Annotated in this window: 24 protein-coding genes and 1 riboswitch; of the genes, 12 read left to right on the top strand and 12 right to left on the bottom strand. The window is 62.1% G+C overall.

Annotation, left to right across the window (positions count from 1 at the left end):
- The first annotated feature begins 18 nt into the window (after positions 1–18).
- Complete coding sequence (ribH, locus tag J7557_RS13110) at positions 19–492, top strand: 6,7-dimethyl-8-ribityllumazine synthase (protein WP_291420508.1); 474 nt, start codon at positions 19–21, stop codon at positions 490–492.
- Positions 493–984, top strand: coding sequence for a transcription antitermination factor NusB (nusB, locus tag J7557_RS13105; protein WP_035081611.1), 492 nt, complete (start codon positions 493–495; stop codon positions 982–984). It abuts the gene before it with no gap.
- 308 nt (positions 985–1292) lie between these two features.
- Here nusB and J7557_RS13100 read toward each other — a convergent pair whose 3' ends face one another.
- The gene (locus tag J7557_RS13100) at positions 1293–1742 is read right to left on the bottom strand and encodes an outer membrane protein assembly factor BamE (protein ID WP_291420507.1); all 450 of its coding nucleotides are present in this window, start codon (positions 1740–1742) and stop codon (positions 1293–1295) included.
- A gap of 162 nt (positions 1743–1904) precedes the next feature.
- On the opposite strand from J7557_RS13100, the gene J7557_RS13095 reads away from it, so the two are divergent.
- The 8 genes from J7557_RS13095 (at position 1905) to J7557_RS13060 (ending at position 8090) form a co-directional block, all read left to right on the top strand.
- Positions 1905–2429: a ubiquinol-cytochrome C chaperone family protein gene (locus J7557_RS13095; RefSeq protein ID WP_291420506.1), complete on the top strand. Its 525-nt coding sequence runs from the start codon at positions 1905–1907 to the stop codon at positions 2427–2429.
- Complete coding sequence (locus J7557_RS13090; protein ID WP_291420505.1) at positions 2426–2971, top strand: DUF177 domain-containing protein; 546 nt, start codon at positions 2426–2428, stop codon at positions 2969–2971. Before J7557_RS13095 ends, J7557_RS13090 begins: the two co-directional genes overlap by 4 nt.
- A gap of 82 nt (positions 2972–3053) precedes the next feature.
- Positions 3054–4124: a phosphate acyltransferase PlsX gene (gene plsX / locus J7557_RS13085; protein ID WP_291420504.1), complete on the top strand. Its 1071-nt coding sequence runs from the start codon at positions 3054–3056 to the stop codon at positions 4122–4124.
- Positions 4121–5098: a beta-ketoacyl-ACP synthase III gene (locus tag J7557_RS13080; protein ID WP_291420503.1), complete on the top strand. Its 978-nt coding sequence runs from the start codon at positions 4121–4123 to the stop codon at positions 5096–5098. Before plsX ends, J7557_RS13080 begins: the two co-directional genes overlap by 4 nt.
- A gap of 207 nt (positions 5099–5305) precedes the next feature.
- The gene (locus J7557_RS13075) at positions 5306–5617 is read left to right on the top strand and encodes an integration host factor subunit alpha (RefSeq protein WP_035081618.1); all 312 of its coding nucleotides are present in this window, start codon (positions 5306–5308) and stop codon (positions 5615–5617) included.
- A gap of 27 nt (positions 5618–5644) precedes the next feature.
- Positions 5645–6100 carry a MerR family transcriptional regulator gene (locus tag J7557_RS13070; RefSeq protein WP_035081620.1) on the top strand — a complete coding sequence of 152 codons (456 nt, stop codon included), beginning with the start codon at positions 5645–5647 and terminating at the stop codon, positions 6098–6100.
- Positions 6101–6456: 356 nt separating this feature from the next.
- On the top strand, positions 6457–7494 hold the full coding sequence (gene iolG, locus J7557_RS13065) for an inositol 2-dehydrogenase (RefSeq protein WP_291420502.1): 1038 nt from the start codon (positions 6457–6459) through the stop codon (positions 7492–7494).
- A 278-nt stretch (positions 7495–7772) separates the two neighbouring features.
- Positions 7773–8090: a hypothetical protein gene (locus J7557_RS13060; RefSeq protein WP_291420501.1), complete on the top strand. Its 318-nt coding sequence runs from the start codon at positions 7773–7775 to the stop codon at positions 8088–8090.
- On the opposite strand, the gene iolB is transcribed toward J7557_RS13060, so the two are convergent.
- The 8 genes from iolB to J7557_RS13020 form a co-directional block, all read right to left on the bottom strand.
- Positions 8091–8891, bottom strand: a complete 801-nt coding sequence (gene iolB / locus J7557_RS13055; RefSeq protein ID WP_291420500.1) for a 5-deoxy-glucuronate isomerase — start codon at positions 8889–8891, stop codon at positions 8091–8093.
- Positions 8836–9087, bottom strand: a complete 252-nt coding sequence (locus J7557_RS13050; RefSeq protein WP_291420499.1) for a hypothetical protein — start codon at positions 9085–9087, stop codon at positions 8836–8838. Before J7557_RS13050 ends, iolB begins: the two co-directional genes overlap by 56 nt.
- A 36-nt stretch (positions 9088–9123) precedes the next feature.
- Positions 9124–10041, bottom strand: a complete 918-nt coding sequence (iolE, locus tag J7557_RS13045; protein WP_291420498.1) for a myo-inosose-2 dehydratase — start codon at positions 10039–10041, stop codon at positions 9124–9126.
- A gap of 172 nt (positions 10042–10213) precedes the next feature.
- On the bottom strand, positions 10214–12061 hold the full coding sequence (gene iolD, locus J7557_RS13040) for a 3D-(3,5/4)-trihydroxycyclohexane-1,2-dione acylhydrolase (decyclizing) (protein WP_291420497.1): 1848 nt from the start codon (positions 12059–12061) through the stop codon (positions 10214–10216).
- A gap of 168 nt (positions 12062–12229) precedes the next feature.
- The gene (gene iolC / locus J7557_RS13035; protein ID WP_291420496.1) at positions 12230–14131 is read right to left on the bottom strand and encodes a 5-dehydro-2-deoxygluconokinase; all 1902 of its coding nucleotides are present in this window, start codon (positions 14129–14131) and stop codon (positions 12230–12232) included.
- Positions 14132–14222: 91 nt separating this feature from the next.
- Positions 14223–15062 carry a MurR/RpiR family transcriptional regulator gene (locus tag J7557_RS13030; RefSeq protein WP_291420495.1) on the bottom strand — a complete coding sequence of 280 codons (840 nt, stop codon included), beginning with the start codon at positions 15060–15062 and terminating at the stop codon, positions 14223–14225.
- A 127-nt stretch (positions 15063–15189) separates the two neighbouring features.
- On the bottom strand, positions 15190–16161 hold the full coding sequence (locus J7557_RS13025; RefSeq protein ID WP_291420494.1) for a DMT family transporter: 972 nt from the start codon (positions 16159–16161) through the stop codon (positions 15190–15192).
- A 99-nt stretch (positions 16162–16260) separates the two neighbouring features.
- Positions 16261–16410: riboswitch (FMN riboswitch) on the bottom strand.
- Between the two features lie 177 nt (positions 16411–16587).
- Positions 16588–18591 carry an aldo/keto reductase gene (locus tag J7557_RS13020; RefSeq protein ID WP_291420493.1) on the bottom strand — a complete coding sequence of 668 codons (2004 nt, stop codon included), beginning with the start codon at positions 18589–18591 and terminating at the stop codon, positions 16588–16590.
- Positions 18592–18751: 160 nt separating this feature from the next.
- Here J7557_RS13020 and J7557_RS13015 point away from each other — a divergent pair, with 160 nt between their 5' ends.
- The gene (locus tag J7557_RS13015) at positions 18752–19666 is read left to right on the top strand and encodes a helix-turn-helix domain-containing protein (RefSeq protein WP_291420621.1); all 915 of its coding nucleotides are present in this window, start codon (positions 18752–18754) and stop codon (positions 19664–19666) included.
- A gap of 11 nt (positions 19667–19677) precedes the next feature.
- Complete coding sequence (locus J7557_RS13010; RefSeq protein ID WP_291420492.1) at positions 19678–21825, top strand: CHASE2 domain-containing protein; 2148 nt, start codon at positions 19678–19680, stop codon at positions 21823–21825.
- Here the strand turns inward: J7557_RS13010 and J7557_RS13005 are convergent.
- The 3 genes from J7557_RS13005 to J7557_RS12995 form a co-directional block, all read right to left on the bottom strand.
- A complete protein-coding gene (locus J7557_RS13005; protein ID WP_291420491.1) occupies positions 21754–22434 on the bottom strand; it encodes a GntR family transcriptional regulator in 681 nt (226 codons plus the stop codon). The two genes, J7557_RS13010 and J7557_RS13005, sit on opposite strands and share 72 nt — an antisense overlap.
- An 88-nt stretch (positions 22435–22522) precedes the next feature.
- The gene (locus J7557_RS13000) at positions 22523–24043 is read right to left on the bottom strand and encodes an MmgE/PrpD family protein (protein WP_291420490.1); all 1521 of its coding nucleotides are present in this window, start codon (positions 24041–24043) and stop codon (positions 22523–22525) included.
- Between the two features lie 28 nt (positions 24044–24071).
- On the bottom strand, positions 24072–25559 hold the full coding sequence (locus J7557_RS12995) for a tripartite tricarboxylate transporter permease (protein WP_291420489.1): 1488 nt from the start codon (positions 25557–25559) through the stop codon (positions 24072–24074).

The following is a 25559-nucleotide window of genomic DNA, read 5'->3' as shown; positions in this document are numbered from 1 at the left end:
AAGGCAAGGATGTCTGCTATGGATTCTTACGGCGAACGCTTTTCGATCGAGCCCAATTCGGCTGCGGGTCTGCATTTCCTCATCGTCGAGGGCAGGGCCTATCCCGGTATCGCCGATGAAATGAAGACCGGCGCCTCTGCCGCCCTCAAGGCCGCCGGCGCCACCTTTGACGTCATCGCCGTCCCCGGCGCCATGGAAGTGCCGGTCGGCGTCGCCATGGCCCTCGAAACCGACAAATACGACGGCTTCGTCGCCCTCGGCTGCGTCATCCGCGGCCAGTCCAATCACTACGTGTCAGTCGCCAGCGAAAGCATCCGCGCCCTTGCCGAATTGGCGGTGGTGGACGCCCTGCCGCTCGGCATCGGCATTCTTACGGTCGAGAACGAAGGCCAGGCCTGGACCCGTGCCCGCGTCGCCGATGGCGATCGTGGTGGCGATGCCGCCCGTGCCGCCCTTGCTCTCGCCGCTCTCAAGGCAAAGTTGAACGCATAAATGACTGATACGCCCCCCATCCCGAACAATTCGCGTCCAGCCAACCAGCGCGGCGCCGCCCGCCTTGCGGCTGTCCAGGCGCTCTACCAGATGGATGTGGGGCGCCAGACGCTGGAAGATACGCTGGCCCAGTTCAGCGCCTTCCATCTCGGTCGCGAAGTCGAGGGCGAACAATATCTGCCCGCCGACGCCGATTTTTTCGGCCAGATCGTGCGCGGCGTCACCAAGAACCAGCTTGAGATCGACCCGGCCATCGACAAGGCCCTGGCCGAAGACTGGCCGATCGATCGCATCGATTCCACGCTCCGCGCCATCCTTCGCGCCGCCGCCTTCGAACTCCTGCGCCGTAGAGACATCCCGGCCCGCGTCGTCATCACCGAATATGTCGACGTCGCCCGCGCCTTCTTCGAAGAAGACGCCTCCGGCATGGTCAACGCCGCGCTTGATTCCATCGCCCGGACTGCGGGCGTGGATCTGGAAAAGAAGAGCTGACCGTCAGGTCTCCCTGACAAAGACCATCACCCAAAGCTCCCACGCACTCGGTGCGACACCCTCCCCTTGACGGGGAGGGGTGTTCCCACGCTCCGCATTGTGGCTCCCACACCCCCTCCCATCCTCCCCCATCAAGGGGGAGGTGCCTATCGAGCGTGTGGCACCGCCTCGTCCAAACCCACCATCCCTTCACCTCCCCCTAGATGGGGGAGGTCGGGAGGGGGTGACGTGAGCCCCGATGCACTTGATCAAACAAAAAAGCCCCGGCCAAAACCGGGGCTTTTCCAATTCTCTGCGTTCCGAAAACCTCAGAACGACTGCAAAATCTGATCGATAAACGTACGATCCTCGCCATAAGACGGGGTACGGCGGCTTTCCACCGCCACCACCTTGCCGTCGGCAGCAGTGTACACGGCCTTGTCCACCACCTTCTTATTCTTGTCGAAATAGATCGCGAGCACGGTGCGCTCGAGCGCGGTGTTCATGCCGAACGAAGTCTGCGCCACCTTGGTCTGCACATAGTACCAGGCGGTCTGGTCGCCAAAGGTATTGGTCGACTGCGGCGAGCCGAGCACCAGCGTTACCAGTTCCTGGCTCTGGCCCACGCGAACCTGCTGCATCGCGCTATCGGAAATTTCGTAGCCCTGCGTCCTCTTGGTGACGAGCGACGTGCTGCTCGTGCAGGCGGCCAGCGCAACAGCCAGGAGGGCCGCAGCGGCGATCGGTGCGAGGGGAGCGGAAGCAATACGCATGGGCATGAATTTGACTTTCCCGATGGCTCTCGACTATAGGCGTGACAACAAGGCGCGTGCCCTTTGGTCGCCGGAATGTGTAGCTGTCAACCTGGCTTTTTGGCAAGCTGACATTGGGTCGGCTGACTTTGCATGTGTTTGACCCATCCCGAGGCTGAGCGCAATCCCATGATCCTGTCTCTGTTCCGCAAAAACACGGCCACCGACGCTGTTTATGGCGTCTATCGGGCCATTGTGGCGCAATCCCGGCAACCTGTCTTCTATGCCGAATGGGGCGTACCGGACACTGTTACCGGCCGTTTCGACATGATCAGCCTCCACATGGCGCTGCTCTTCCGTCGCCTTCGCGGCGCCGAGACCACCAAGAACTTCAGCCAAGCCGTTTTCGATCTCTTCTTCAAGGACATGGACCGGTCCCTCCGCGAAATGGGGGCAGGGGATCTCGGTGTCCCCAAGAAAATCCAGAAGATGGGCAATCTCTTTTTCGGCCTTCTTGCTGCCATCAATGAAGCTATGGATCGCGGCGACAGGGAGGCCCTCGCCGCCGTGTTCTCGCGCAATATCTACGATGGCGCCGGCATCGAACATGCCCGCACTCTCGCCGACTATTTTATGGCGCAGGACCAGGCCCTGGCAGCGCTGCCGGTTGAAACCATCACCGGCGGCACAGTGACTTTCGGAAATGCCGCATGAAAGACCAACCTGAGCCTCTCTTTGACGCGATCGTTCGCATCGACAAATTGCCCACAGCCGGGCGGTCCGTCAGCGTCAATGCCGACGAAGCGACCCGCGCCCGCATTGCCGAGGACATGAAGCTCCTCGCCGTCGAGAGTTTCGTGGCCGATCTCATAGTCGCCCCGTTTCGCGGGGGCCTGAGAGCCCAGGGCCGGCTCAAGGCGCGCATCATCCAGGCCTCCGTCGTCAGCTTCGAACCGGTCCCGCAGAATATCGACGAAGAAGTCGATCGCGTCTTCCTGCCGGTCGGGCAGACGGCGAAGGCGCCGGCTCCCGGCACCGAAATTTTCATCGACCTTGAAGATGACGATTTTCCCGATCATATCGACGGGCCGGAGGTCGACCTGAGCGCTCTCCTCATCGAAACTCTGGCTCTGGCCATCGATCCCTATCCGCGCCGCGACGGCGAAGACCTCGCAACGATCGGGATCGACGCGGTTGAAGACGATAGCGGCCCCTTTGCGGCCTTGCGCGGGCTTAGGGATAAGGACCAGAGCTGAACACGCCGGGGCGGGGCTTGCACCCACTTGCCTATGGGATATGTTGGAATGCCTGCCCAAGCGGGCCGAAAAACGGGCTGAAATGACCGAAACTATAACGATTTCCGTGGATGCCATGGGGGGCGATCACGCCCCGCGCGCGGTCATTCACGGCGCCGACCTCGCCTTGCGCGAGCGCAAGAACACCCGTTTCATCTTCCATGGCCGCAAGGAGCAGATCGATCCGCTCCTTGAAGAATTCCCCCGGCTTAAGGCCGCGTGCCAGGTGCGTCACTGCGAAGAAGTGATCGCCATGGACGAAAAGCCGAGCCAGGCCCTGCGAAAAGGCCGCAACGTCTCCTCCATGTGGATGGCGATCCAGGCCGTCAAGGACGGCGAAGCCGATGTCGCCATATCGGGTGGCAATACCGGCGCGCTGATGGCCATGGCCACCTTTTGCCTGCGCCCCATGGAAGGCATTTCTCGCCCCGGCATCGCCGCCATCTGGCCCACGGTCCGCTCCGACATCATCGTGCTTGATATGGGCGCGACCATCGGTGCCGATGCGCGCCAGCTCGTCGACTACGCCATTCTGGGCTCCGCACTTGCCCGCTCGCTCTTTGATTCCGAAAAGCCCACCGTCGGTCTCCTCAATATCGGTACCGAGGAAGTAAAAGGCCTCGACTACATCAAGGAAGCCAGCAAGATCCTGAGCCAGGCCAATGGCGCAGGCTTCACCTATCACGGCTTCGTCGAAGGCGACGATATCGGCAAGGGCACGGTCGACGTCGTCGTCACCGAAGGCTTTGTCGGCAATGTTGCCCTGAAAACCGCCGAAGGCACCGCCCGCCAGGTCGCGACCTACCTGCGCACCGCGCTCAAGGCCAACTGGATCAGCATGCTCGGCGCCTTCTTCGCCTCGTCCGCCCTCACCGCCCTGCGCCGCAAGATGGACCCGCGCGCCGTCAATGGCGGCGTGTTCATGGGCCTCAATGGCGTCGTCATCAAATCCCATGGCGGTACCGACGAAGTCGGTTACAAGAGCGCCCTGGGCCTTGCCTATGAAATGGCGCGCAGCAACCTGATCGAAAAGATCAGCGATAGCGTGAAGCGCTTCCCCGTCCATGTCGCAGCGTCAGAGCTGCCTTCTGATTCCGAGGCCAAGTCGGCGTGACCAGAGTTCGTTCAATTGTCCGCGGGGTCGGTAGCTACCTGCCCCAAAAAATCCTGACCAATGAAGAGTTGGCCAAGACCGTCGACACATCAGATGAGTGGATCCAGCAGCGCGTCGGCATCAAGGAGCGCCATGTCGCCGCCGACGGCGAGTTCACCTCCGACCTCGCCGTCGCCGCCGCCCGCGCCGCGCTCGACAATGCCGGCATGACGCCGGAAGACATCGACCTCATCATCGTCGCCACCACGACCCCGGACTACACCTTCCCGGCCGCCGCGACCCTCGTACAGATGAAGCTCGGTATCCATCACGGCTTCGCCTTCGACATTCAGGCCGTCTGCTCGGGCTTCGTCTATGCCGTCACCACGGCCGACAGCTACATCAAGAATGGCCTCGCCAACCGCGTCCTCGTCATCGGCGCCGAAACTTTTACGCGCCTCCTCGACTGGACCGACCGCACCACCTGCGTGCTTTTCGGCGATGGCGCCGGCGCCATGATTCTCGAGCGTGTCGAGCTTGCCGAAGGCGAACCCGAACGCGGCGTTCTCTCCTCGGCCCTGCGCTCCGATGGCCACCATTGGGAAAAGCTCTATGTCGATGGCGGCCCCTCGACCACCGGCACCACCGGCCATGTGCATATGGCGGGCGCCGAGGTCTTCCGCCATGCCGTCGGCAAGATCACCGACGTCGTCTATAAGGCCCTGGAGCAGGGCGGCTACACCGTCGACGATCTCGACTGGTTCGTGCCGCACCAGGCCAATAAGCGCATCATCGATGGGGCAGGGGCCAAGCTCGGCCTGCCGCCCGAAAAGGTCGTCACCACCGTCGATGTCCACGCCAATACCTCCGCTGCCTCCGTGCCCCTGGCGCTGAGCGTTGCCGTGGCCGATGGCCGCATCAAGCAAGGCGACCTCGTCATGCTCGAAGCCATGGGCGGCGGATTCACCTGGGGGGCCTCGCTCATTCGCTGGTAGACCGGCATTGAGTCGATTGACCTCAAGCGTTTCAAGGCGTTAGTGTCCTGCCGGGTGGAGGAACCTGACGTTAAGGCCAAGCGAAAACCGACTGGCCGCGTCGATCGAGGGAAGGTTTTCCTGTCAATCTGCAGAAGCGGACTGGCGACAGCGGAAGAAAAAACATCACGCTGGCCCGGGAAGCCAGCCCGAACCTTGGGGGTGCGAATGACGCAGAAGACGGTAACGCGGGCGGACCTGGCGGAAGCTGTTTATGGTTCTGTCGGCCTGTCGCGAACCGAGTCGGCCGAACTGGTCGAACGTGTTCTCGAACTCATCACCGACGCGCTGATCACCGGCGCCAATGTGAAGCTCTCCTCTTTCGGCTCCTTCCAGGTGCGTTCCAAGAACGAACGGATCGGCCGCAATCCCAAGACCGGCGAAGAGGTGCCCATCCTTCCCCGCCAGGTTCTTGTGTTCAAACCCAGCAACGTGTTGAAGTCCAAAATCAACAAGTCTATGGTCGCCTCTGAAAAGTAAGGCTTTCTTACTGGAGGGGCAGGCGGTTTGGACAAGTCTCCAGACGCATTCCGGACAATCTCAGAGGCCGCGGAAGAGCTCGATCTTCCTCAGCACGTCCTCCGATTCTGGGAAACCCGCTTCGCCACCATAAAACCCCTGAAGCGTGGCGGCGGTCGCCGTTACTATCGCCCCGAAGACGTCCTGCTGCTCCGCGGCATCCGTCACCTGCTCTACGATCAAGGCTTTACGATCAAGGGCGTCCAAAAGATCCTCAAGGACCAGGGCCCGCGCTACGTCATCGCCGTCGGCGAAGGCAAGGGGCTGGACGAGATCATCCCGCTCATCGAAGAAGCCCAGGCCGCTGCCGACGAGGCCGAAATCGAAGAAGCCGTGATGCTGGCCGACCCGAGCCTCGACGAAGAATCGCGCGAAAAACTCTCCGAAGTCCTCCGCGAACTCCTCGAGTGCAAACGCATCCTCGAACGCGCCCGCGAGCACTGAGGCGACTTTGCCGGTTGGTCGCGTAGCGACACCTCTCCCTTGGGGGAGAGGTCGCCGCGAAGCGGCGGGTGAGGGGGCCTTCCTTCCTACCCCACCCCCGACGTCATCCCCGCGAAAGCGGGGATCTCTGTTTGCATCGAAGGGATTCCCGCTTTCGCGGGAATGACACCGTACCCGCCGTTTGGCGCCGCAACCCTCGCCACCACAATCCCTTCACCTCCCCCTTGATGGGGGAGGCCGGGTGGGGGGGGGACGGCAAGCACAAATGCCCGTGCTCTTCCCTAGAATTCTCATTCCATCCGACCCAAAAATCGCCTAAACATTCCACACCATTTTTCGGGTGGAGGAACCCCACTATGACCGTTCGTTTTGGCCTGCTCGGCGCCGGCCGCATTGGCAAAGTTCACGCTAAGGCCATCGGCTCCAATGCCAAGGCGAAGCTCGTCGCCGTCGCCGATCCCATGGCCGACGCAGCGAACGCCATCGCCAGCCAATACGGCGCCGAAGTCCGCACTATCGACACCATCCTCGCCTCTGCCGACATCGACGCCGTCGTCATCTGCACCCCCACCGACACTCACGCCGACCTGATCGAGCGCTTTGCCCGCGCCGGCAAGGCCATCTTCTGCGAGAAGCCCGTCGACCTCGACATCGAACGCGTAAAAGCCTGCATCCGCGTCGTCGACGAAACCTCCGCCACCCTCATGGTCGGCTTCAACCGCCGCTTCGACCCTCACTTCCAGGCCGTCAAGCAGGCGATCACAGACGGCCAGATCGGCGACGTCGAAATGGTGACGATCATTTCCCGCGACCCCGGCGCTCCCCCGGTCGACTATATCAAGCGCTCCGGCGGCATTTTCCGCGACATGACCATCCATGATTTCGACATGGCCCGCTTCCTGCTCGGCGAAGAGATCGACTCCGTGACAGCCCAGGCCTCCGTCCTCGTCGACCCCGCCATCGGCACTGCCGGCGATTTCGACAGTGTCTCTGTCATGCTCTCGACGGCCTCCGGCAAGCACGCCACCATCTCGAACTCCCGCCGCGCCACCTATGGCTACGACCAGCGCATCGAAGTCCATGGCTCTAAGGGCGCCGTCGCCGCCGAAAACCAGCGCCCGGTCTCCATCGAAATCGCCAACGCCACCGGCTACACCCGCCCGCCGCTGCACGATTTCTTCATGACCCGCTACACCGAGGCATATGCGAGAGAAATCAGCAGCTTCATCGATTTCGTTGAATCAAAATCCCCGGCCTCGCCGAGCGGCACCGACGGCCTCATCGCCCTCGCCCTCGCCGACGCTGCCCTGAAGTCGGCCAAGGAAGGCCGCACGGTAAAAGTTAGCGAAATCACTGGCGTCATGGCCGACAAATCGGTCTTCCAGGGCCGTTAGCTTCCCCAATGTCACCCCGGCGAAGGCCGGGGCCCATCCTGAGATTTCCGCAAATAGAACCAAGGACGCCACTTGAGCGCCCTTTTTTCGTTTAGCTTGGTGCGTGCCCAAACCCCGACGAGCCCATGAAGATACTCGCCATGCTTCCCGCCCTTCTGCTTGCGTCTCCCACTACCGCCCAAAGCGCCGATCCCCACTCAGTCTTCACCCTCCGCGGCGAGTGCCAGAGCTTCGTAGCCGGGGCTGAGGACCTCACCAGCCTATGCGCCGGGGAAGTCATGCAAGTGGTCTACACCGACAGCCGCATGGACCTGTCCATCTGGACCAACGACCCCACGGGCCGTTTCTTCGTCCTCAGTGGCACGGCAAGCGCCGAGGAGGGCAACCTTGTTCTCGCCATCGATCAGATCACCGAAGGCAAGGACGGCAGCGGCAACAATAATGTCGATGCAAAGGCATCAGGAAAATGCACGCTCGCCGGCGATCCCACCGCCGGCCCTGCGCAATATACCTGTGACGCCACCGATGAAGCCGGCACAAGCTACCGGTTCGCCTTCCTCACCGACGGCAGCGCCCCCGAAAACATGTTCGACTGACTACTTCAGCATCCACTCATGTTCCGGCGCATTGTGGAACTTCCACACCCGCTTCGGCCCGGCCATGACGTTGAGATAATAAAGGTCATACCCCGCCGTTGTCGCCACCGGATGATATCCCCGCGGTACGAGGGTGACGTCGCCATCCTCGACCGCCATCGCCTCATCAAGGCTCCGGTCATCGGTATAGACGCGCTGAAACGCAAAGCCCTGCGGCGGGTTCATACGGTGATAGTAGGTCTCTTCCAGAAAACTTTCGTGCGGAAGATTGTCCTGATCGTGCTTGTGCGGCGGATAGGACGAGGTATTGCCCTGCGGCGTGATCACCTCCACCACCAGCAGCGCGTTCGCCGAGCCATCGTCCTCGGGCATGATATTGTAGACATGCCTCACATTGGCGCCCTTGCCGCGTGTCAGCCGCGGATGCGTCCCCGGCGGAATAACCTTGGCATGAAAATCCCCGCCGCCCGGCGCCGAGCACACGGCCAGTTCCAGGTCCGTCGTGGCATCCACTGCCCAGTTGCGCCCCGCCGGCACATAAAGAGCCCAGGGAGCCCCTTCAAACGGGCTCATGCGCTCCCCAAGCTCGCCAAAATCCTCGCCATCAACGGCAAAGCGCCCCTTGCCGCCGACGATGACAAGGCAAACCTCGCGCCCGTCCGTCGCCTCGCCATAGGCCTCGCCGGCTTTCAGCCGATGCAGCCCGAAGCCGACATGCGCCCACCCCGCCGAGGCAGGCGTTACGTCATGTATCCGACCGGTCTTGTTCGTCGGTCGGACCAGCAGGGGGGACTTCGTCATTCTTGGGCTCCTCCTTGGGGAAGGCATAGAAGAAATTATAGAGCGCATAGGCCAGCGCCGCGCCGACCAGCACGATCCAGAGCGTCTCCTTGGTCCAGATCGCCTCCCAGGCGAGCCAGATTGCCAGAAACACCACCACGGCCACGCGCCGCCACAGCGGCCGGAACCAGTTCAGATCATTTTCCTTGAGAGCCATGCACCCACCCTTTGTTTGCGCAAGCTCTATCAAACCCTAGCCGTTGGGAAAACCTTGCGTCTCGACGGTATACCCAGCCGCCGTCATCACCCGCATCAGTTCCTTGTGGCCCACCTGCGCCATTTTCAGCGGCGGGTTAGCCTTTGGGTCCTGCTCGGCTTCAACGACGAACCAGCCTTCATAGCCATGATCGGCCAGCCGCTGCACGATGGCGCCAAAGTCGAGCGACCCATCCCCCGGCACCGTAAAGGCGCCCAGCGCCACGGCATCCAGAAAGCTCTGCTTGCTCCGATCCAGCCCATCGACCACAGCGCGGCGAATATCCTTCACATGCACATGGTTGATCCGCCCATGGTGCTTATCAATCGCCCGCAGCGGATCGCCGCCGGCAAAGGCCAGATGCCCCGCATCGAGCAGCAGCGGAATGCCTTCCCCCGAAGCCGCCATGAACGCATCCAGCTCCGGCTCGGTCTCGACCACAGCCGCCATATGATGGTGATAGCTCAGCGGCATGCCCTGCTCGGCGCACCACTCGCCAAACGCGGTCACTTTGCGCCCATAAGCCTTTATCTCATCGTCCGAAAGCTTCGGCTTCCGCGCCAGCGGAATCTCGCGCTTGCCCTGAATAGACCGCCCCACTTCGCCATAAACGATGCAAGGCGCGTTGACCGCCTTGAATAGCTCGATCATCGGCAGAATGCGGTCCTTGTTGGCGGCCAGTTCTTCCTCGACCAGTGTCCCCGAAAACCACCCGCCACACAGCGTCACGTCAGCGGCGCGCAGGATCGGCAGCATTACCTCCGGATCATCCGGAAACCGCCGCCCCTTCTCCATCCCGGTAAACCCGGCCGACCGCGATTGCCGCAGGCACTCTTCGAGCGACACATCATCGCTCAGCTCCACCAGATCGTCGTTCCACCACGCAATGGGCGACATCCCAAGTTTGGCTTTCATTCTTTTCGTCTCTCCTCGTCCGCAGAGGAGATGGCGCTTGTGCGGCCGCCCCCTCATCCGGCGCTGCGCGCCACCTTCTCCCCGATGGGGAGAAGAACAATCCGGCCCCTCTTATTCCTCTCCCCATCGGGGAGAGGTGGCTCGGCGAAGCCGAGTCGGTGAGGGGGATGCCTCACCCAATCCGCTGCGCCATCAGCGCCTTAACATATCCCTCGCGCGCCGCATTCACTTGCGCTCGCTCGCTGACCTCCGGCACCGCCACATCCCACCAGGTGCCCCCTGCGTCGGTAGTGATGAGCGGATCGGTATCAATCACAATCACCACCGTCCGGTCCGCATCCGCCGTCTCCGCCAGCGCCGCCTCAAGCTCGGCAATCGAGCCAACCTTTTTGGCCACCGCCCCCATCGATGCAGCATGCGCCGCAAAGTCGACATTGGGCAGCGCCACATGCGCCGTGTCCTTCATCAGGTTGTTGAAATTCGCCCCGCCGGTCGCCATCTGCAGCCGGTTGATGCAGCCAAAGCCCGCATTATCCAGCAGCACAATGGTCAGCTTTGCGCCGAGCATGATCGAAGACACGATCTCCGAATTCATCATCAGATAGCTGCCATCGCCGACCATCACGACCACGTCGTCGTCCGGTCGCGCCAGCTTCACGCCCAGCCCGCCCGCAATCTCATAGCCCATGGTCGAAAAACCATATTCCATGTGATAACTACCAGGCCCACCGGCCTTCCAGAGCTTGTGCAGTTCGCCCGGCAACCCGCCCGACGCACACACCAGCGTCGCCTTCGTCCGCGCCCGCTGCACCGCCCCGATCACCTGCGCATCCGAGGGCAGTTCGGCATTAGTCGGCCCAGTCGCCGCGTCAGCGTCATCAAGCCATTTGTCCTTTTCCCGCATGGCTTTATGCGTCCAATCGGAATCAATCTGCCAACCCATCAGCGCGGCATCCAGCGCTTCAAGTCCCACGCGCGCATCGCTCACGAGCGGCAGCGCCTCATGCTTGCCGGCGTCAAACGGCTGGACATTGAGCCCGACGATTTTCACCGCCTCGTTCTTGAACAGCGCCCACGATCCCGTGGTAAAATCCTGCAACCGCGTCCCGACCGCGATAACCACATCGGCCTCTTCGGCCAACACATTCGACGCTGAAGAGCCGGTAACCCCGACGCTACCCATATTGAGCTCATGCCCATGGGGCAGGGCGCTCTTGCCCGCCTGCGTCTCCATCACCGGAATGCCATGCTCCTCGGCAAAGGCCGCCAGGCTCTCGCTCGCCTCCGAATAAAGCACGCCGCCACCCGCAATGATGACCGGCTTCTTCGCCAGCTTGATCGCCGCTGCCGCCGTCGCAAATTCATCGGCATCCGGCATGATCCGCCGCGGCACCCACACCTTCTCGGCAAAGAAGCTCTCGGGATAATCATAGGCTTCCGCCTGCACATCCTGGCAGAGGCTCAGCGTCACCGGCCCGCATTCGGCCGGGTCGGTAAGCACCTGCATCGCCCGCCGTAGCGCCGGAATGATCTGCTCCGGCCGCGTGATCCGATCAAAATACCGGCTGACCGGCCTGAAACAGTCATTGGCCGAAACCGTGCCATCGCTCCAGTCTTCCACCTGCTGCAAGACAGGATCAGGCAACCGATTGGCAAACACATCGCCCGGCAGCAGCAGCAGCGGAATGCGGTTCACATGCGCCAGCGCTGCCGCCGTCACCATGTTGAGCGCGCCCGGCCCAATGGATGAGGTTACCGCCATGAACCGCCGCCGAAAACTGGCTTTCGCATAGGCAATCGCCGCATGCGCCATGCCTTGTTCGTTCTGCCCGCGATAGGTCGGCAGCGTATCCCTAACGCCATAAAGCGCCTCGCCCACCCCGGCCACATTGCCATGCCCGAAAATGGCAAAAACCCCACCAAAGATCGGCACCGTCTCCCCGGCAATGACAGTCTTCTGCGCCGTAAGAAACCGCGCAACAGCCTGCGCCATGGTCAATCGAACAGTCTTCTGGCTCATGGCCACTCCTCGTCGGCTTGCGCCGTTCTCATAATTTTCTCGGCGTCATTCCCGCGAAAGCGGGAATCCCTCTACGTCCGAGTGAGATTCCCGCTTTCGCGGGAATGACGCAGTTCAAGTAGACCTCATCCTGAGCTTGTCGAAGGACGAGATCGTAGCACTCGGGCGTCAGGCGCCATCCCAGGCTGCCACCAATCCCGCAAACCGCTGCGCCATCATTGCCACGGCCTCATCATCGCCAATGCGTCCATCGAGCCAGGCCCGCGCCGCATCGCCAAAGATCGTCCGCCCGACAGCAAAACCCTTCACCGATTTCGACGTCTTCGCTGCCGCAAATCCCGCCACCAGCTCCGACTGTGGCGCATCGAGCCCCAGCAGCACAACACCCCGACAGAACGGATCATTGGCTTCAATCACGGCATCAATCTGCCGCCAGGCCTCAACTCCCGGCTGCGTCTCAAGCTTCCACCAGTCTGGCTTGATCCCCGCCGCATAGACATCCGTCAGCGCTCGCGCCGCCGTATCGTTCTTCAGCGCGCCATGCTTGCTGGAAATGATCTCCACCAGCAGTTCGCGCCCGACCTTCCGCGCCGCATCATAAGCCGCCCGAAGCTTCCCAATCTGCACCTCGCGCAGCTCCGCCGCATCGTCCGGATGATAGAAGCACAGCACCTTGATGCAGTGATCCACTGGCCAGTCCACCAGCCGCGATCCCAGATCCTGAGAAAACTCGAATTGCAGCGGTCGCGACCCCGGCAATTCAATCGGCTTCGCCACCCAGAAATTCGGGATTGCGCTGGCCGCATAAAGCGCATCGCGCCCATATTTGTCGTCGAGCAGCATGCCAAAGCCGTCGCGGCCATCGGCCACCTGCGCCGCCGCCTTCACCGCCAGCACTTTCAGCTCCGGTATCCGCGCCAGCTTCTGCGCATCGCCCCCAGCCATATCCTCAAGCTGCGACCGATGATCGATCGCTAGGGCTTTCATGCTGGGAATTTCGCGCCGCCGCGTCGTCGCCCAATGTACATGATTGATTTCCGCGTCTTTGCGCAGCGCTCGTTCCTTGCTGCCATGCTCAAGGAAATAGCTCAGCTCGGTCCAGGTCGGAATTTCCGGGGCACACAGCAGCCGGCTCACCGCAAAGGCGCCACAAGCATTGGCCCAGGTCGCGCTCGTCGCATGCGGCTCCCCGCGCAGCCAGCCGCGCAGGAATCCGCTCATGAAAGCGTCGCCGGCCCCGAGCACATTGTAGACCTCAATCGGAAACCCCTTGCCGACAATCCCGTCCTCAAGATCATCCGGAATAGCCCCATCATAAACGATGCACCCCATCGGCCCGCGCTTGAGCACGATAGTCCCGCTCGAAAAGCTCCGAATAGTCTTCAGTGCCGCCGTAAGATCGCTCTCACCCGACGCAATCAGCACCTCTTCCTCGGTGCCAACAATCAGGTCGCAATCGGCCAACACGGTCTGCAGGTGCTTCGAAACCTCATCCGAAGCGATATAGCGGCTGTCGCCCGCATCATGCCCTGCCAGCCCCCAAAGATTCGGCCGATAGTCGATATCGAACACCACCTTGGCGCCATTCGCCTTGGCAATCCGCATCGCCTTGCGCTGCGCCGCATCGCTATTGGGCTTGGCGAAATGCGTGCCGGTCACCAGCACCGCCTTGGCCGACCGCACGAAATCCTCGTCCACATCGCCTTCATCCAGCGCCGCATCGGCGCAGTTATCGCGATAAAAGATCAGCGGAAACGACTTGTCATTTTCGACCGACAGCAGCACCAGCGCCGTCAGCCTCTCGGGGTCGGTCACAATCCCCTTGGTCTCAACGCCCTCGCGCTGCAATTGCTCGCGAATGAAGCGGCCCATCTGCTCATTGCCGACGCGCGTAATCAGCGCCGACTTCAGCCCCAGACGCGCCGTGCCGACCGAAATATTGGTCGGACACCCGCCCACCGATTTCGCAAAGCTGCCGATATCCTCGAGCCGCGTGCCGATCTGCTGGCCGTAAAGATCCACCGAGGCCCGGCCAATGGTGATCACATCGAGCGTCTTATTCGTGCTCACCCAAATTCCTCCCGCGGCGGCTTGTATGGGAGGAATTGAAACACATCTTCTAAATCAGTTCAAATATAGAATTTCTGTTCCATCAGAAAAATCACGCCCGCCGACGCTCTTCGGCGATGGCCACGGCCAGCGCCATGGCAAAAGCCATGCTCGCCGAGAGCGAACGGAACCCGGCATGGTCGGCCTCGACCAGTTCGAACCAGATGGTCGAACATTCCGCCAGCGGCGAAAACGCTGAGTCGGTCAGCGACACCACCGGTATGCCACGCGCCGCCAGCGCCGAAGCCTGCGCCACCGTCTCCGGTGCATAGCCGGAAAAGCTCACCGCAAAAGCCGCATCACCCTCGTCGGCCAATGCGAGCAGATCGTCATCGATCCCCGACGCCGTCCCGGCGATCTGGCAGCGGATTTTGAGCTGGGAGAGCGCATAGGCCATGTACGTCGCGATCGGGTAGCTTCTCCGTCGCGCAATCAGGTGAATGGTGCCGGCAGATGCTAACAGTCTGCTAGCGGATTCGAACTTTTGCGGGTCGATTGCGGCACTCAAATTGTCGAGGCTGCGATGCGCCGCGCCGACAAACGAGTTGAGAATCGCCGCCGATCCGGCAGCCACCGCATCCCCACCCTCAAGCTCCACCAGCCGGTCTTCATAGCTCGAATTCCGCTCGCGCAGCCGCGCCCGAAACACCGCCTGCAGTGCTGAAAAGCCATCAAAACCAAAGGTTTGCGAGAAACGAACCAGCGTCGAAGGCTGCACCTCGGCATCGGTCGCAATGCTCGCCGCCGTGCCAAAGGCGATCTCGTCGGGGTTATCGAGCGCGAACGCCGCCACCTGCGCCAACCGCTTGGGCAGTTCGCGCCGCCGCTCCAGGATAAGTGCTCGCAACGCCTCGAAATTTTTCGGCGCGCCCTGAATCTCTCCCCGGTCCATCAAAATCCCCCAAAATGAAGCGTCGGAGCGAAGGTGTGAGCGGCGACTCCGACGCGTCAAAAGAATGACGCCGGCAATATCGCATTGCCGGCGCCAAATTTGGAAGAATTATTCTACGTTTGGAACGTTATGCCGTCGCAAGCTTGGAGGGGCGTTCGCGGCCCTCCACGAGATAGAGGAACAGCGAAGCGAAAATGATGAGTGCCGCACCAGGCCAGAACCAGATGGACGGCACCTGGCCGAGCACAATCCAGCCCACGGTCGCCCCAAGCGGCACCTTCAGGTCGCCAAATGGCTGCAGGAAGGTGGCGTCAGCCGCGCGATAGGCAAAGCTCAGCAGATACTGCGCCGCACCCGTCAGCGCGCCCAGCAACAGGAGCAGCAGCAGCCCCGTACCCGTCGGCAGGGCAAACGGAAAGCCCGGCGCGGCACCGGCTGGCAGCACCCATGCGAAGGCGGTAGCAAAAAGCAGAATTGCCAGGTGGTTCGGGGTAATTAACACCAGTAGCGAGACGGTGAGGGTTTCCGGACTTTCTCCCTTTCGCGTCAGGTACTTGGTGAGAATGTCGGTCGTCGCCCACAGCGCCGCCGCCACGATCGGCACAAAGGTTTGCCAGGTAAAACCTTCAGCGCCGACACCCGAGACGATAATCGCGCCGGCAAAGCCGAGCAGGGCCGCCGCGATGCGGGCCGTGGAGGCCTTTTCTCCCAGAAGTACGGTGGAGCCGAGAATGATGAACAGCGGCCCGGTGGCGAGCAGCGTCACCATCTGCCAGATCGGCACCCCCGAGGCAAAACCATAGACGAAAACATGCACGCCGAGCGCCGAGGTGAAGGCACGAACCTCGTGCGCCAGCGGATGGCTGGTGCGCAAGTTATTGATACCAATACGGAAAATAAGCGGCAGCGCCAAAATGGAAGCGATCACATACTGCCAAAAGGCCATGCCGGTCGAACTCATGCCGAACCCGCCATACTCGGTCGGAGTCGGCAGAACCGCCTGCAGCGTGTTGGAGCCGGCAAAAGCCAGGCTTGCAGCCAGCATGAACGCAGCGCCCGAGGCGGCACTGGCATGGGTAGAAGAGGAAATCTGGTTCATATGTCGTCCTTTCCGTAACCAGTTTCCCCAGGGTTACGGGAAGGCGACGCAGAACTCTGCCCGCGTAAAAACGCAAGCATAGTCAGGCGCTTGAGGCCAACCCATTCTCTTTCATCCGGACTATGACCGTCGGCTCCGGAATCACACCGGATCTGCTGACCTCAAGGCCCAGTGGGCCAAAAGCGCTCGCGGGCTTGGCGTCGCCGCCTTACCGCCGGTGGGGAGTTTCACCCCGCCCTGAGAATTGCATGAGATCGTAATCTCACGATGGACAACATAGGGCAGGGACGTTGCCCTGGCAATTGCACCAAAGGGTACAAACTGTCTTCCCAGGGTGAACAGTCGAAACGAATATGCCAGTCCTTCTCCCGCAACGAAAAAGGGGCCCGTCGCCGGACCCCTTGATTTGCCTTGGCTTTGCGGCGCTTAGCCTTCCAGCCACTTCACCTGTTCCGGCGTCAGCTTGATCTCGAAAGCCTTGAGGCTGTCTTCCAATTCGACCAGGCGGCGCGGCCCGATCAGCGGCACGCTGGGGAAGGGCTGGGCCAGCACATAGGCCAGCGCCACATGGATCGGATTGTGCCCGATTTGCTTGGCGAGCTCGATGGCCCGGTCGCGGCGACCAAAGTTCTGCTCGTTGTACCAGACCCTTACCAGTTCCTCATTGTCGGTCTTGTCCCGCCCGGCAAGGTCGGTAAAGAAGCCGCGCGCCTGGCTCGACCAGGAGAAGTTGGTCACCTGACGGTCGATCAGCCACTGCTTGAAATCAGGCGTCGAGGAGGTCACGCATCCGCCCCAGATCGGGTCAAGCATTTCGGCCAAAGCAAAGTTGTTGCTCAGCGCCTGCGGCTTGGTCTTGCCGGTGCGTTCGGCATAGGCAATCGCCTCGTCCATGCGCTCTTTGGTCCAGTTCGAACCACCGAACGGCCCACGGATACGGCCAGCCTTCACCTCCGTATCCATGGCGTCGACGAATTCACCCACCGGCACATCGAGATTGTCGCGGTGCATGAAATAGACGTCGACATAGTCCGTCTGCAGGCGATCAAGCGTCTGGGTCAACTGCTTGCCAATGACATCGGGATAGACGAGGGGGGAGTGCGCGCCCTTGCCGATCACCACAGCCTCTTCGCGCACGCCGCGGCTCTTCTGCCACTCGCCGAAGAGCTTTTCGGTATAGCCGCCGCCATAAATGAAGGCCGTATCGAAGATATTGCCGCCCTTTTCCCAGAACGCATCGAGGAGGATCGCGCCGGAGGAGAAGGTCTTGAAGTCCTCAAAGCCGAGGGCAACCGCCGAAGCCTGCTTCTCGAGCCCCGGAATGGCGCGCTTGGGAATAATGCCGGTATTCGGCCCCAGCTTGCGATTGTCCAAGGTGTTAAGGCGATTGGTATATTTTTCGACCGAATATTCGATCCCTGCATCGCGGCGCCACTGGTCGAGCACGCGCGCATTGCCAAGGCTGTCCGCCCAGCTCATGCCCGGCGAGGTAAACTCCTGCCGCCCTTCAAGAATGGCGAGCGAAGCGGCGTCCGCCTCGAACGAATAGACATGCGCCGTCTCGTTAACGCTGACCGTCTCGGTCTTGCCACCCTTGATGATGTCGATGCGGCCAAGGCCCTGATCACGATTGCCATTTGCAAACCAGAATTCCGGCACTTCGATCCGGCCTTCCGAACCATGGATGCGCAGCACATTGTCGAGGTTCGCCATCACCGCACAGGAAACCTGCGCCACAATGCCATTCTCGAACGTCAGGATGGCGGCCGCCCAGTCGTCCGTGCCTTCCTCGTTGAGCTTGGCCGTGCCGGCGACCTTCACCGGATCGGCGAACGGCTTTCCAAGGGTCGCGCCAGCAATGAGCCGCGCCATCGAAACCGGATAGCCGCCGACGTCCAAAATACCGCCGCCGGCCAGCGCCGAGGCGAACAGTCGGTGCTGCGGCTGGAACTTGCCCATCGAGAAACCAAAGCTCGACTGGATCATCCGCACTTCGCCAATGGCGCCGGATTTGATCAGGTCGAGCAACTGCTTCACCTGCGGATGCAGGCGATACATGAAGGCTTCACCCGCAAAGGTGCCGGCCTTCTTGTGCGCATGGAACACGGCGTCGATTTCGTGCGCCGAAAGCGCCAGCGGCTTTTCAATAAGAACGTGCTTGCCGGCTTCGGCAGCCTTGATTGCCCATTCGGCGTGGCCGGTATGTGGCACTGCGATGTAGACGGCATCGATCTCCTTGTCGGCCAAGAGGGCATCATAGCCATTGACCACCCGCACGCCCGGAAAATCCGCGGCAAGGCTTGGCTTGCTGGGGTCGCGCGTGGCGATAGCGGCTAGCACGCCGTGCTTGGAGCCGTTGACCCCGCCGCGGAATGCCTTGGCAATGCTGCCGGGCCCGATAATGCCCCAGCGAATCTTCTTGTCGGTCATGGTCTGCTCCTCAAATATCCATCGGCCAAGACAGGCGGCGCGGCAGGTTTCAAAACCCCGCGCATTCTCCTCCCTTGCTCTTGTGCCGAGCGATACCTAAGCTATCCACTCCTCATGAGCCGTCGCTCTTATCGGGTATTTCAAATTGGCGGATAGTAAGATGGTGGAGCGCGGCTACTACGAGCCGGCCCTCGACGGCGTGGAGAACCTTCCCACCGAACTCAACATGTTCCACGCCTCGCCCTTGCTGATGCGCTCGTCGCATTGGCATGCGCAGGTCGAGGTCAATTACATCATCCGCGGCTGGGCTCACTATGCCATGAGCGGCTACGAGGTCCGCTTCGGTGCCGGGGATCTCGCTCTCTTCTGGGGCGGTCAGCCACATCGACTCGACGACGCCTCCGAAGACCTCGTCTATGCGGGCGGCCACCTGCCGCTCGTGCATTTCTTCCGCCTCCGCCTGCCGCAGGATGTGCAAGCCGGCCTCATGCAGGGCGCTGCTCTCGTCACCCGCGCCACGGACGCTTCCGACCCCGTCAATTTCGCGCGCTGGAACGACTACGTCCGCTCCGGCGATCCGCTGAAAACGAGCATGGCGGTGGATGAACTTCTCCTCCGTATCGAGCGCATCCGCTTCGCTCCCTACGAACTGCTCTCCGGCCACCACGCCAGATCCAACAGCCACACGACCGACCAGCACATTTCCCCAATCGTTGTGCGCATCTGCGACTACATCGCCGACAACTTTCGCGAGGACATCGACTCCGTCGACATCGCCGTCGCCGCCGATGTGCATCCGAAATACGCCATGACCGTCTTCAAGAAATGCACCGGCATGACCTTGAACGACTACGTCAGCCTGATGCGCCTCTCTTACGCCCAAGCGCTCCTGATGCGCGACGACGCCAATGTGCTGCAGGTCGCCATGGATAGCGGCTTTGGCTCGCTCAGCGCCTTCAACAAGCTCTTCCGCAAGATCGCCGGCATGTCGCCCAGCGATTTCCGCCGCGATCTCCGCTCCCGCCCCAGCTCGGTCCTGCCGCAGCGCGTCGCGGCCTGTACGCCCTATAATTGAGGGCAGGGGCCATGGGCAGGCGGCTTGCGGCGCTTACTCTGGGCCTTCTCGTCATCCTCGGCCTCGTCGCGCTTCGGGTCGCCGATCCCTATCCGGTCCAAGTCGCCCGCGAGACGAGCTTTGATGTCTTCCAGCAGCTAAAACCCCGCACAGCGCCGGATGATCTGCCAGTCCGGATCATCGACATCGATGAGGTGTCCATGGCCGAAGTCGGCCAATGGCCGTGGCCGCGTGAAACCCTGGCGCGCCTCTCCGACCGCCTCACCGAACTTGGCGCTGCCGCCATTGCCTTCGATATCCTCTTCAGCGAAGCCGAGCGTTCCTCGGGCGGCCCGAACCCGGACGAGGCCTTCGCCACCTCCCTGAAATCGGGCCCCACCATTCTGGGCCTCGCCCAAAACGGCAGCGCTCTCCCCGTCACGACACCGGCCAAAGCCGGGCTCGCCACTACCGGCAGCGATCCGCTCGCTGCCGCGCCTGACCTTGGCGGTGCCGCCCAGCCTCTTCCCATCCTCGCTGCCGCCGCCAGCGGCCTCGGCGTCGCCAGCCTTGATCGCCAAGGGGCAGGGGTTGCCCGCCGCCTGCCTCTGCTCTGGCGCATCGACTCTGGAGTCATCCCGACGCTTTCGGTCGAAGCCCTGCGCGTCGCCATGGGTGTGCCGACGCTCGTCGTCATGGGCGACAATGTTGACGGCCGAACCGTTGAAGCCGTCCGGGTAGGGGATTTCTCCATTCCCACCGGCCCCACGGGCGATCTGCGGCTCTACTATCGTGAGCTTCCGCCCGAAACCTACATCCCGGCCACCGACCTGCTCGACGGTGACTATGCCGCGCTCGCTCCCTTGATCGCCGGCCACATCGTCTTCATCGGTAGCTCCGCCAGCGGCCTCAACGATATCCGCATCAGTCCCCTCGGCGTGCCCGTGCCAGGCGTCTCCATCCATCTCCAGGCGCTCGAACAGATCCTGACCCAGACCTTCCTTGACCGCGCCGATTGGGTGTCCGGGCTCGAACTGCTGCTCCTTGCCACCTCGGGCCTTGTCATCGTCCTAGCCGTCGTCGTTTCAGGCCCCCTGGTCGGCCTTGGCGTATCGCTGGCCGTCGCCGCCGCTTCAGTCGCCTTCAGCTGGTGGAGCTTTTCCAGCCCCGGTCTCCTCATCGATCCGAGCTATCCGCTCTTCGCCGCCCTCGTCAGCTATGCCACCATGGCCTTCCTGCGCTTCACGGTCACCGATTTCGACCGCCGCCGCATCCGCCGCGCCTTCGGTTACTATGTCGAGCCTTCGGTCCTCACGCAGATCGAAGCCGACCAGAGCCTCCTCCGCCTCGGCGGCAATGTGCGCGAGTTGACCGTGATGTTCTCCGACATCCGCAACTTTTCAGCCCTCGCCGAACGCACCACGCCCGAGCAATTGGTCAACATTCTCAATGGCCTCTTTGCCGCCCTGGGCGGCGCGATCATCCGCCATCGCGGCACCATCGACAAATTCATGGGCGACTCGGTCATGGCCTTCTGGAATGCCCCGGCCGAGGAAAAGGAACACGCCTTGCTCGCCGGCCGCGCCGCCCTCGCCATGCGAAATGCCCTGCGCGACCTCAATCGCGGCAGCGACGATCCCATCCATATCGGCATTGGCATCGCCACGGGCCCCGCGCTCGTCGGCAATATGGGCTTTGAAAAACGCTTCGACTATTCCTGCGTCGGCGACACCGTCAACGTCGCGAGCCGCATCGAAGGCGCCTGCAAGCCGGTCGGCTACAGCATCCTCGTAACCTCAGGCATGGTTGCCGAAACCCCTGACCTGGCCTTCCTCGATGCCGGGCAGGTGGAGCTCAAAGGCATGTCCGGCCGCGAGCCCATCAAACTGCTCGTCGGCGATGAAACGCTCAAATCAAGCCCAGCCTTCGAAGAATTGGCAACGCTTCACGCTGAACTCGTCTCCGCCCTGACCCGCGGTGTGCTCGACACAAACCTGCTGAAACGTTGCGAAGCTCTGGCCGAAAAGATCGAACCGGAACTGGTCCAGTTCTACGCCGCTCTGCCCACTCGGCTCGCAGACTTTCCGCCCGACGAGCCCGACATGCCCTCAGGCGTTCGCCTGCGCGATGAGGCCGATGCGAGCCGAGGCAATGTGCCGGCGCATCAGGATTTCCGATAGCTCCGCATCCCGATCGGCGATCGCCTCGACGATCCGCTCATGCTCGGCAAGCGCGCGCTGGGCACGGCCAGGCACGATCCGGTGCTGCATGCGGTAGAGCCGGAACAGCGTGTAGTATTCGCCGCAGAGCAGGTCGAACAGGTGCTGGTTCCGCCCGATCCGGGCAATCATGAAGTGAAAGTCCGAATTGGCGGTGGCCTGCCAATAGACCATGGCATCGGGTTTCGAGAGCGCCTCGCGGTGCCGCGCCAGCATGGCGCGCAACTCGTCCACCTCGGCTTCGGTGGCATTCTCTGCCGCGTGCCGCGCCGCCAGCCCTTCGAGAACCTCGCGGATCGTAAACAGCTCCAGCGCATCATTGGGCGTCGGCACCACGACGCGCACGCCCTGGCGGGGTGCACGTGTCACGAGCTTGCGTTCTTCCAGTCGCCGAATGGCCTCCCGCAGCGGTCCGCGGCTGACGCCATATTGTGCGGCCAGGCGCGGTTCGCTCAGCTTGATGCCGGGCGCGAAAGTGCCCACGACAATGGCCTCGCTCAGTTGTTCGAACAACTGATCGGTCAGCAGCCGATCGTCGGCAATCTCGATCGTCTCGGCGTCCTGATCCATCTTGCTCCAGCGTGGTTGCGGTCCAAAGACCGGTTTCCATAGCGCATGGATCGCGCCACGCAAAGCGACGCGATCCAGCTGTTTGCTCTCAGAGCCCGTGGTCGAAAATGCCCTGACCCGTCGGCTTCGACGGGTTCACGCTACCTTGCGGCAGGGCAGGAATGAGCACATCGAGTTTTCCTGCGGCGAGACCAGCAAAGCCCTTGGCCGCTTCAAGGAAAGCCTTGCGATCGGCATCTGCCAGCTCGCCCTTGGTCAGGGTCTCGAACTTGCCGGCATAGTCCGGCCAGGTCCAGGGATGGTTGCCATTGGGGTGGGCATCGGCCACGCCGCGCTCGCCCGTGATCACACGGCCGTCTTCCAGCGTAACAATGATCTTGCCGCCAAAAGCGCGCTTGTCCGGATCGGGATCGAGGTAGCGCACCGTCCAGGACGGCTCTTCCACCGTGCGGATCTTGTGCCACAGCGCCACCGTCGACGGCGTGCGTGCACGCTCGCGCGTATACGAGTCGACATGGTGCCATTTGCGGTCTTCGAGCGCGACCGCAAGGATATACATGATCGAGTGATCAAGCGTTTCGCGCGATGCTTCCGGGTCCATCTTCTGCGGATCGTTGGCGCCGGTACCGATCACGTTATGCGTGTGATGGCTGGTTTCGAGCAGGATGTCCTTCACCTTCGAAAGATCGCCGATCTGCCCCGAAAGATCGATCGCGAGATCGATCAGCGCCTGCGCCTGATATTCGGCCGAATGTGCCTTGGTATAGGTCTCCATGATACCGCGCGGGCTTTCGCCGGGGGCAGGCAGGGAGACCTTATAAGCCTCGTTCTTACCGCCCAGCATCCAGGCAATGACGGAGTCCTCACCTTCGTAGATCGGGGACGGCGAGGCTTCGCCACGCATGGCGCGGTCGATACATTCAATCGCGAGCTTGCCCGAAAAGCCCGGAACATAGGCCTTCCACGAGCTGATCTCGCCCTTGCGAGACTGGCGCGTAGAGAAGCTCAGGTGCACGGCCTGATTGACCGCCTGGAAGATCACTTCCGTCGGCAGACCCAGCATGGCGCCGATGGCCGCCGTGGTCGCCGGCGCAAGATGGGCCACATGGTCCTTCTTGTACTTATGCAGCGAAATCGCCTTCACCAGCGCCACATGCACTTCATAGGTCACCGCAATACCGCGAGCCAGGTCGGCGCCACCAATCCCCATCTGCTGCGCCACGGCGATCAGCGGCGAAATCGCGTCGCCCGGATGCGAGTAGTCGGCAGCAAGGAATGTGTCGTGGAAGTCGAGTTCGCGCACGGCCGTGGCATTGGCCCACGCCGCCCATTCCGCATCGACACGGACCCCGCTGCCCAGACCATAAACCGTCGCGCCACCTTTTCGGGGGTGCGCCAAAGCCATGGCGCGCGCCGCAGCGACCGGTGCGCGGTTGATGGCGGCCAGACCCACGCTGGCATTGTCGACGATTCGGCAGGCGATCATCTCGATCACGTCAGCATCCAGCGGGCCGCAATTGGCGGCGAACTCTGCAATATGCCAGGCAAGCTGTTGCTCGCGCGGCAGGTTGGCGGCGGATGGATGAACTTTTACGTCGTAGGTCTTCATATCAGGAAGATTTCCTTATTCAGGCTTTTTAGGCGTTGGCGCGCAGGCGCTTGAGGAGAATGGGCAGTGCTAGGAGCAGCACGGCCAGGGTGATGAGAACGGCCGAGAGCGGCGTCGAAACGAGAACCATGGGATTGCCCTGACCAGCAGCCAGCGCCGTACGCAGCTGCGTTTCCGCCATCGGCCCGAGGATGAGCCCGATCAGCACCGGCGCGATGGGGAAGTCGTAGACCCGCATCACATAGCCGGCGAGGCCGACGACCAGCATGATCGTCAGATCCATCCATGATCCCGCGAGACCCCAGACGCCAATCATGGCAAAGACCAGAATGCCGGCATAAAGCTGCGGCCGCGGAATGCGCAGCAACTGCACCCAGATGCCGACCAGCGGCAGGTTGAGCACCAGCAGCATGACATTGCCGACATAGAGCGAGGCAATCAGCCCCCAGATCAGCGCCGGATTGGACGTGAAGAGGAACGGGCCCGGCTGCAATCCATAGTTCTGGAACGCGGCCAGCAGCACCGCGGCGGTCGCCGAAGTCGGCAAGCCCAGCGTCAGCAGTGGCACCAGAATACCAGCCGCGGCCGCATTGTTCGCCGCCTCCGGTCCGGCCACGCCTTCGATGGCGCCCTTGCCGAACTCTTCCGGATGCTTGGTCAGCTTCCGCTCCAGCGTGTAGCTGAGCATGGTCGGGATTTCCGAACCGCTGCCGGGCAGGGCGCCCATGGGAAACCCGATTGCCGTACCGCGCAGCCAGGGCTTCCAAGACCGAGCAAAATCCTGCTTGGTCATCCAGAGCTGGCCCTTGATCGGCGCCATAACGCCCGGCGTCGTCCGATAGCGGCTGGCGACATAGAGAATTTCGCCGACGGCAAAGAGCGACACCAGCACCACCGTCAGCGCAATGCCGCGCAAAAGCTGCATATTGCCGAAGGTCAAACGCGGCTGCCCCGTCATCGAGTCGATGCCGATCACGCCGATGGCAATGCCGAGGAATAGCGACACGAACCCGCGCGTACGCGACGTGCCCATCACCACGGCCACCGAACAGAAGGCCAGCGCCGTAATGGCAAAATAGTCCGTCGGCTTGAAATAGAAGGCCAGCTCCGCAACAGCCGGCGCGGCAAAAGTCAGCGCCAGCGTCGCAATCGTACCAGCCACAAACGACCCGATGGCCGCCGTTGCCAGCGCCGCCGCGCCACGCCCGGCCCGGGCCATCTTGTTGCCCTCGAGCGCGGTCATCATCGACCCCGCTTCGCCCGGCGTATTAAGCAGAATGGACGTCGTCGATCCGCCATACATCGCACCATAAAGAATGCCGGCGAACATGATGAAGGCCGAAGTCGGGGCGAGGGCGGTGGTCACCGGCAGCAGCAGCGCAATGGTCAGCGCCGGGCCGATGCCGGGCAGAATGCCGATAGCAGTACCAAGCACCGAACCAACCAGCGCCCACATGAGATTTGTCGGCTGCAGCGCCACGCTGAAGCCATGCAGCAGAAGCTCGAAAGTTTCCAC

The sequence above is a fragment of the Devosia sp. genome, assembly GCF_017744655.1.
Classification (GTDB): Bacteria; Pseudomonadota; Alphaproteobacteria; order Rhizobiales; family Devosiaceae; genus Devosia.
Note: the sequence above shows the minus strand (reverse complement) of the source record. Positions and strands in the feature narration are given on the sequence as shown.

Excerpts from the sequence above, each read along its gene's own strand:
- ribH (WP_291420508.1), top strand. The coding sequence starts at position 19 with ATGGATTCTTACGGCGAACGCTTTTCGATCGAGCCCAATTCGGCTGCG.
- nusB (WP_035081611.1), top strand. The coding sequence starts at position 493 with ATGACTGATACGCCCCCCATCCCGAACAATTCGCGTCCAGCCAACCAG.
- J7557_RS13100 (WP_291420507.1), bottom strand. The coding sequence starts at position 1,742 with ATGCCCATGCGTATTGCTTCCGCTCCCCTCGCACCGATCGCCGCTGCG.
- J7557_RS13095 (WP_291420506.1), top strand. The coding sequence starts at position 1,905 with ATGATCCTGTCTCTGTTCCGCAAAAACACGGCCACCGACGCTGTTTAT.
- J7557_RS13090 (WP_291420505.1), top strand. The coding sequence starts at position 2,426 with ATGAAAGACCAACCTGAGCCTCTCTTTGACGCGATCGTTCGCATCGAC.
- plsX (WP_291420504.1), top strand. The coding sequence starts at position 3,054 with ATGACCGAAACTATAACGATTTCCGTGGATGCCATGGGGGGCGATCAC.
- J7557_RS13075 (WP_035081618.1), top strand. The coding sequence starts at position 5,306 with ATGACGCAGAAGACGGTAACGCGGGCGGACCTGGCGGAAGCTGTTTAT.
- iolG (WP_291420502.1), top strand. The coding sequence starts at position 6,457 with ATGACCGTTCGTTTTGGCCTGCTCGGCGCCGGCCGCATTGGCAAAGTT.
- J7557_RS13060 (WP_291420501.1), top strand. The coding sequence starts at position 7,773 with ATGCAAGTGGTCTACACCGACAGCCGCATGGACCTGTCCATCTGGACC.
- iolB (WP_291420500.1), bottom strand. The coding sequence starts at position 8,891 with ATGACGAAGTCCCCCCTGCTGGTCCGACCGACGAACAAGACCGGTCGG.
- J7557_RS13050 (WP_291420499.1), bottom strand. The coding sequence starts at position 9,087 with ATGGCTCTCAAGGAAAATGATCTGAACTGGTTCCGGCCGCTGTGGCGG.
- iolE (WP_291420498.1), bottom strand. The coding sequence starts at position 10,041 with ATGAAAGCCAAACTTGGGATGTCGCCCATTGCGTGGTGGAACGACGAT.
- iolD (WP_291420497.1), bottom strand. The coding sequence starts at position 12,061 with ATGAGCCAGAAGACTGTTCGATTGACCATGGCGCAGGCTGTTGCGCGG.
- J7557_RS13030 (WP_291420495.1), bottom strand. The coding sequence starts at position 15,062 with ATGGACCGGGGAGAGATTCAGGGCGCGCCGAAAAATTTCGAGGCGTTG.
- J7557_RS13025 (WP_291420494.1), bottom strand. The coding sequence starts at position 16,161 with ATGAACCAGATTTCCTCTTCTACCCATGCCAGTGCCGCCTCGGGCGCT.
- J7557_RS13020 (WP_291420493.1), bottom strand. The coding sequence starts at position 18,591 with ATGACCGACAAGAAGATTCGCTGGGGCATTATCGGGCCCGGCAGCATT.
- J7557_RS13015 (WP_291420621.1), top strand. The coding sequence starts at position 18,752 with ATGGTGGAGCGCGGCTACTACGAGCCGGCCCTCGACGGCGTGGAGAAC.
- J7557_RS13010 (WP_291420492.1), top strand. The coding sequence starts at position 19,678 with ATGGGCAGGCGGCTTGCGGCGCTTACTCTGGGCCTTCTCGTCATCCTC.
- J7557_RS13005 (WP_291420491.1), bottom strand. The coding sequence starts at position 22,434 with ATGGATCAGGACGCCGAGACGATCGAGATTGCCGACGATCGGCTGCTG.
- J7557_RS13000 (WP_291420490.1), bottom strand. The coding sequence starts at position 24,043 with ATGAAGACCTACGACGTAAAAGTTCATCCATCCGCCGCCAACCTGCCG.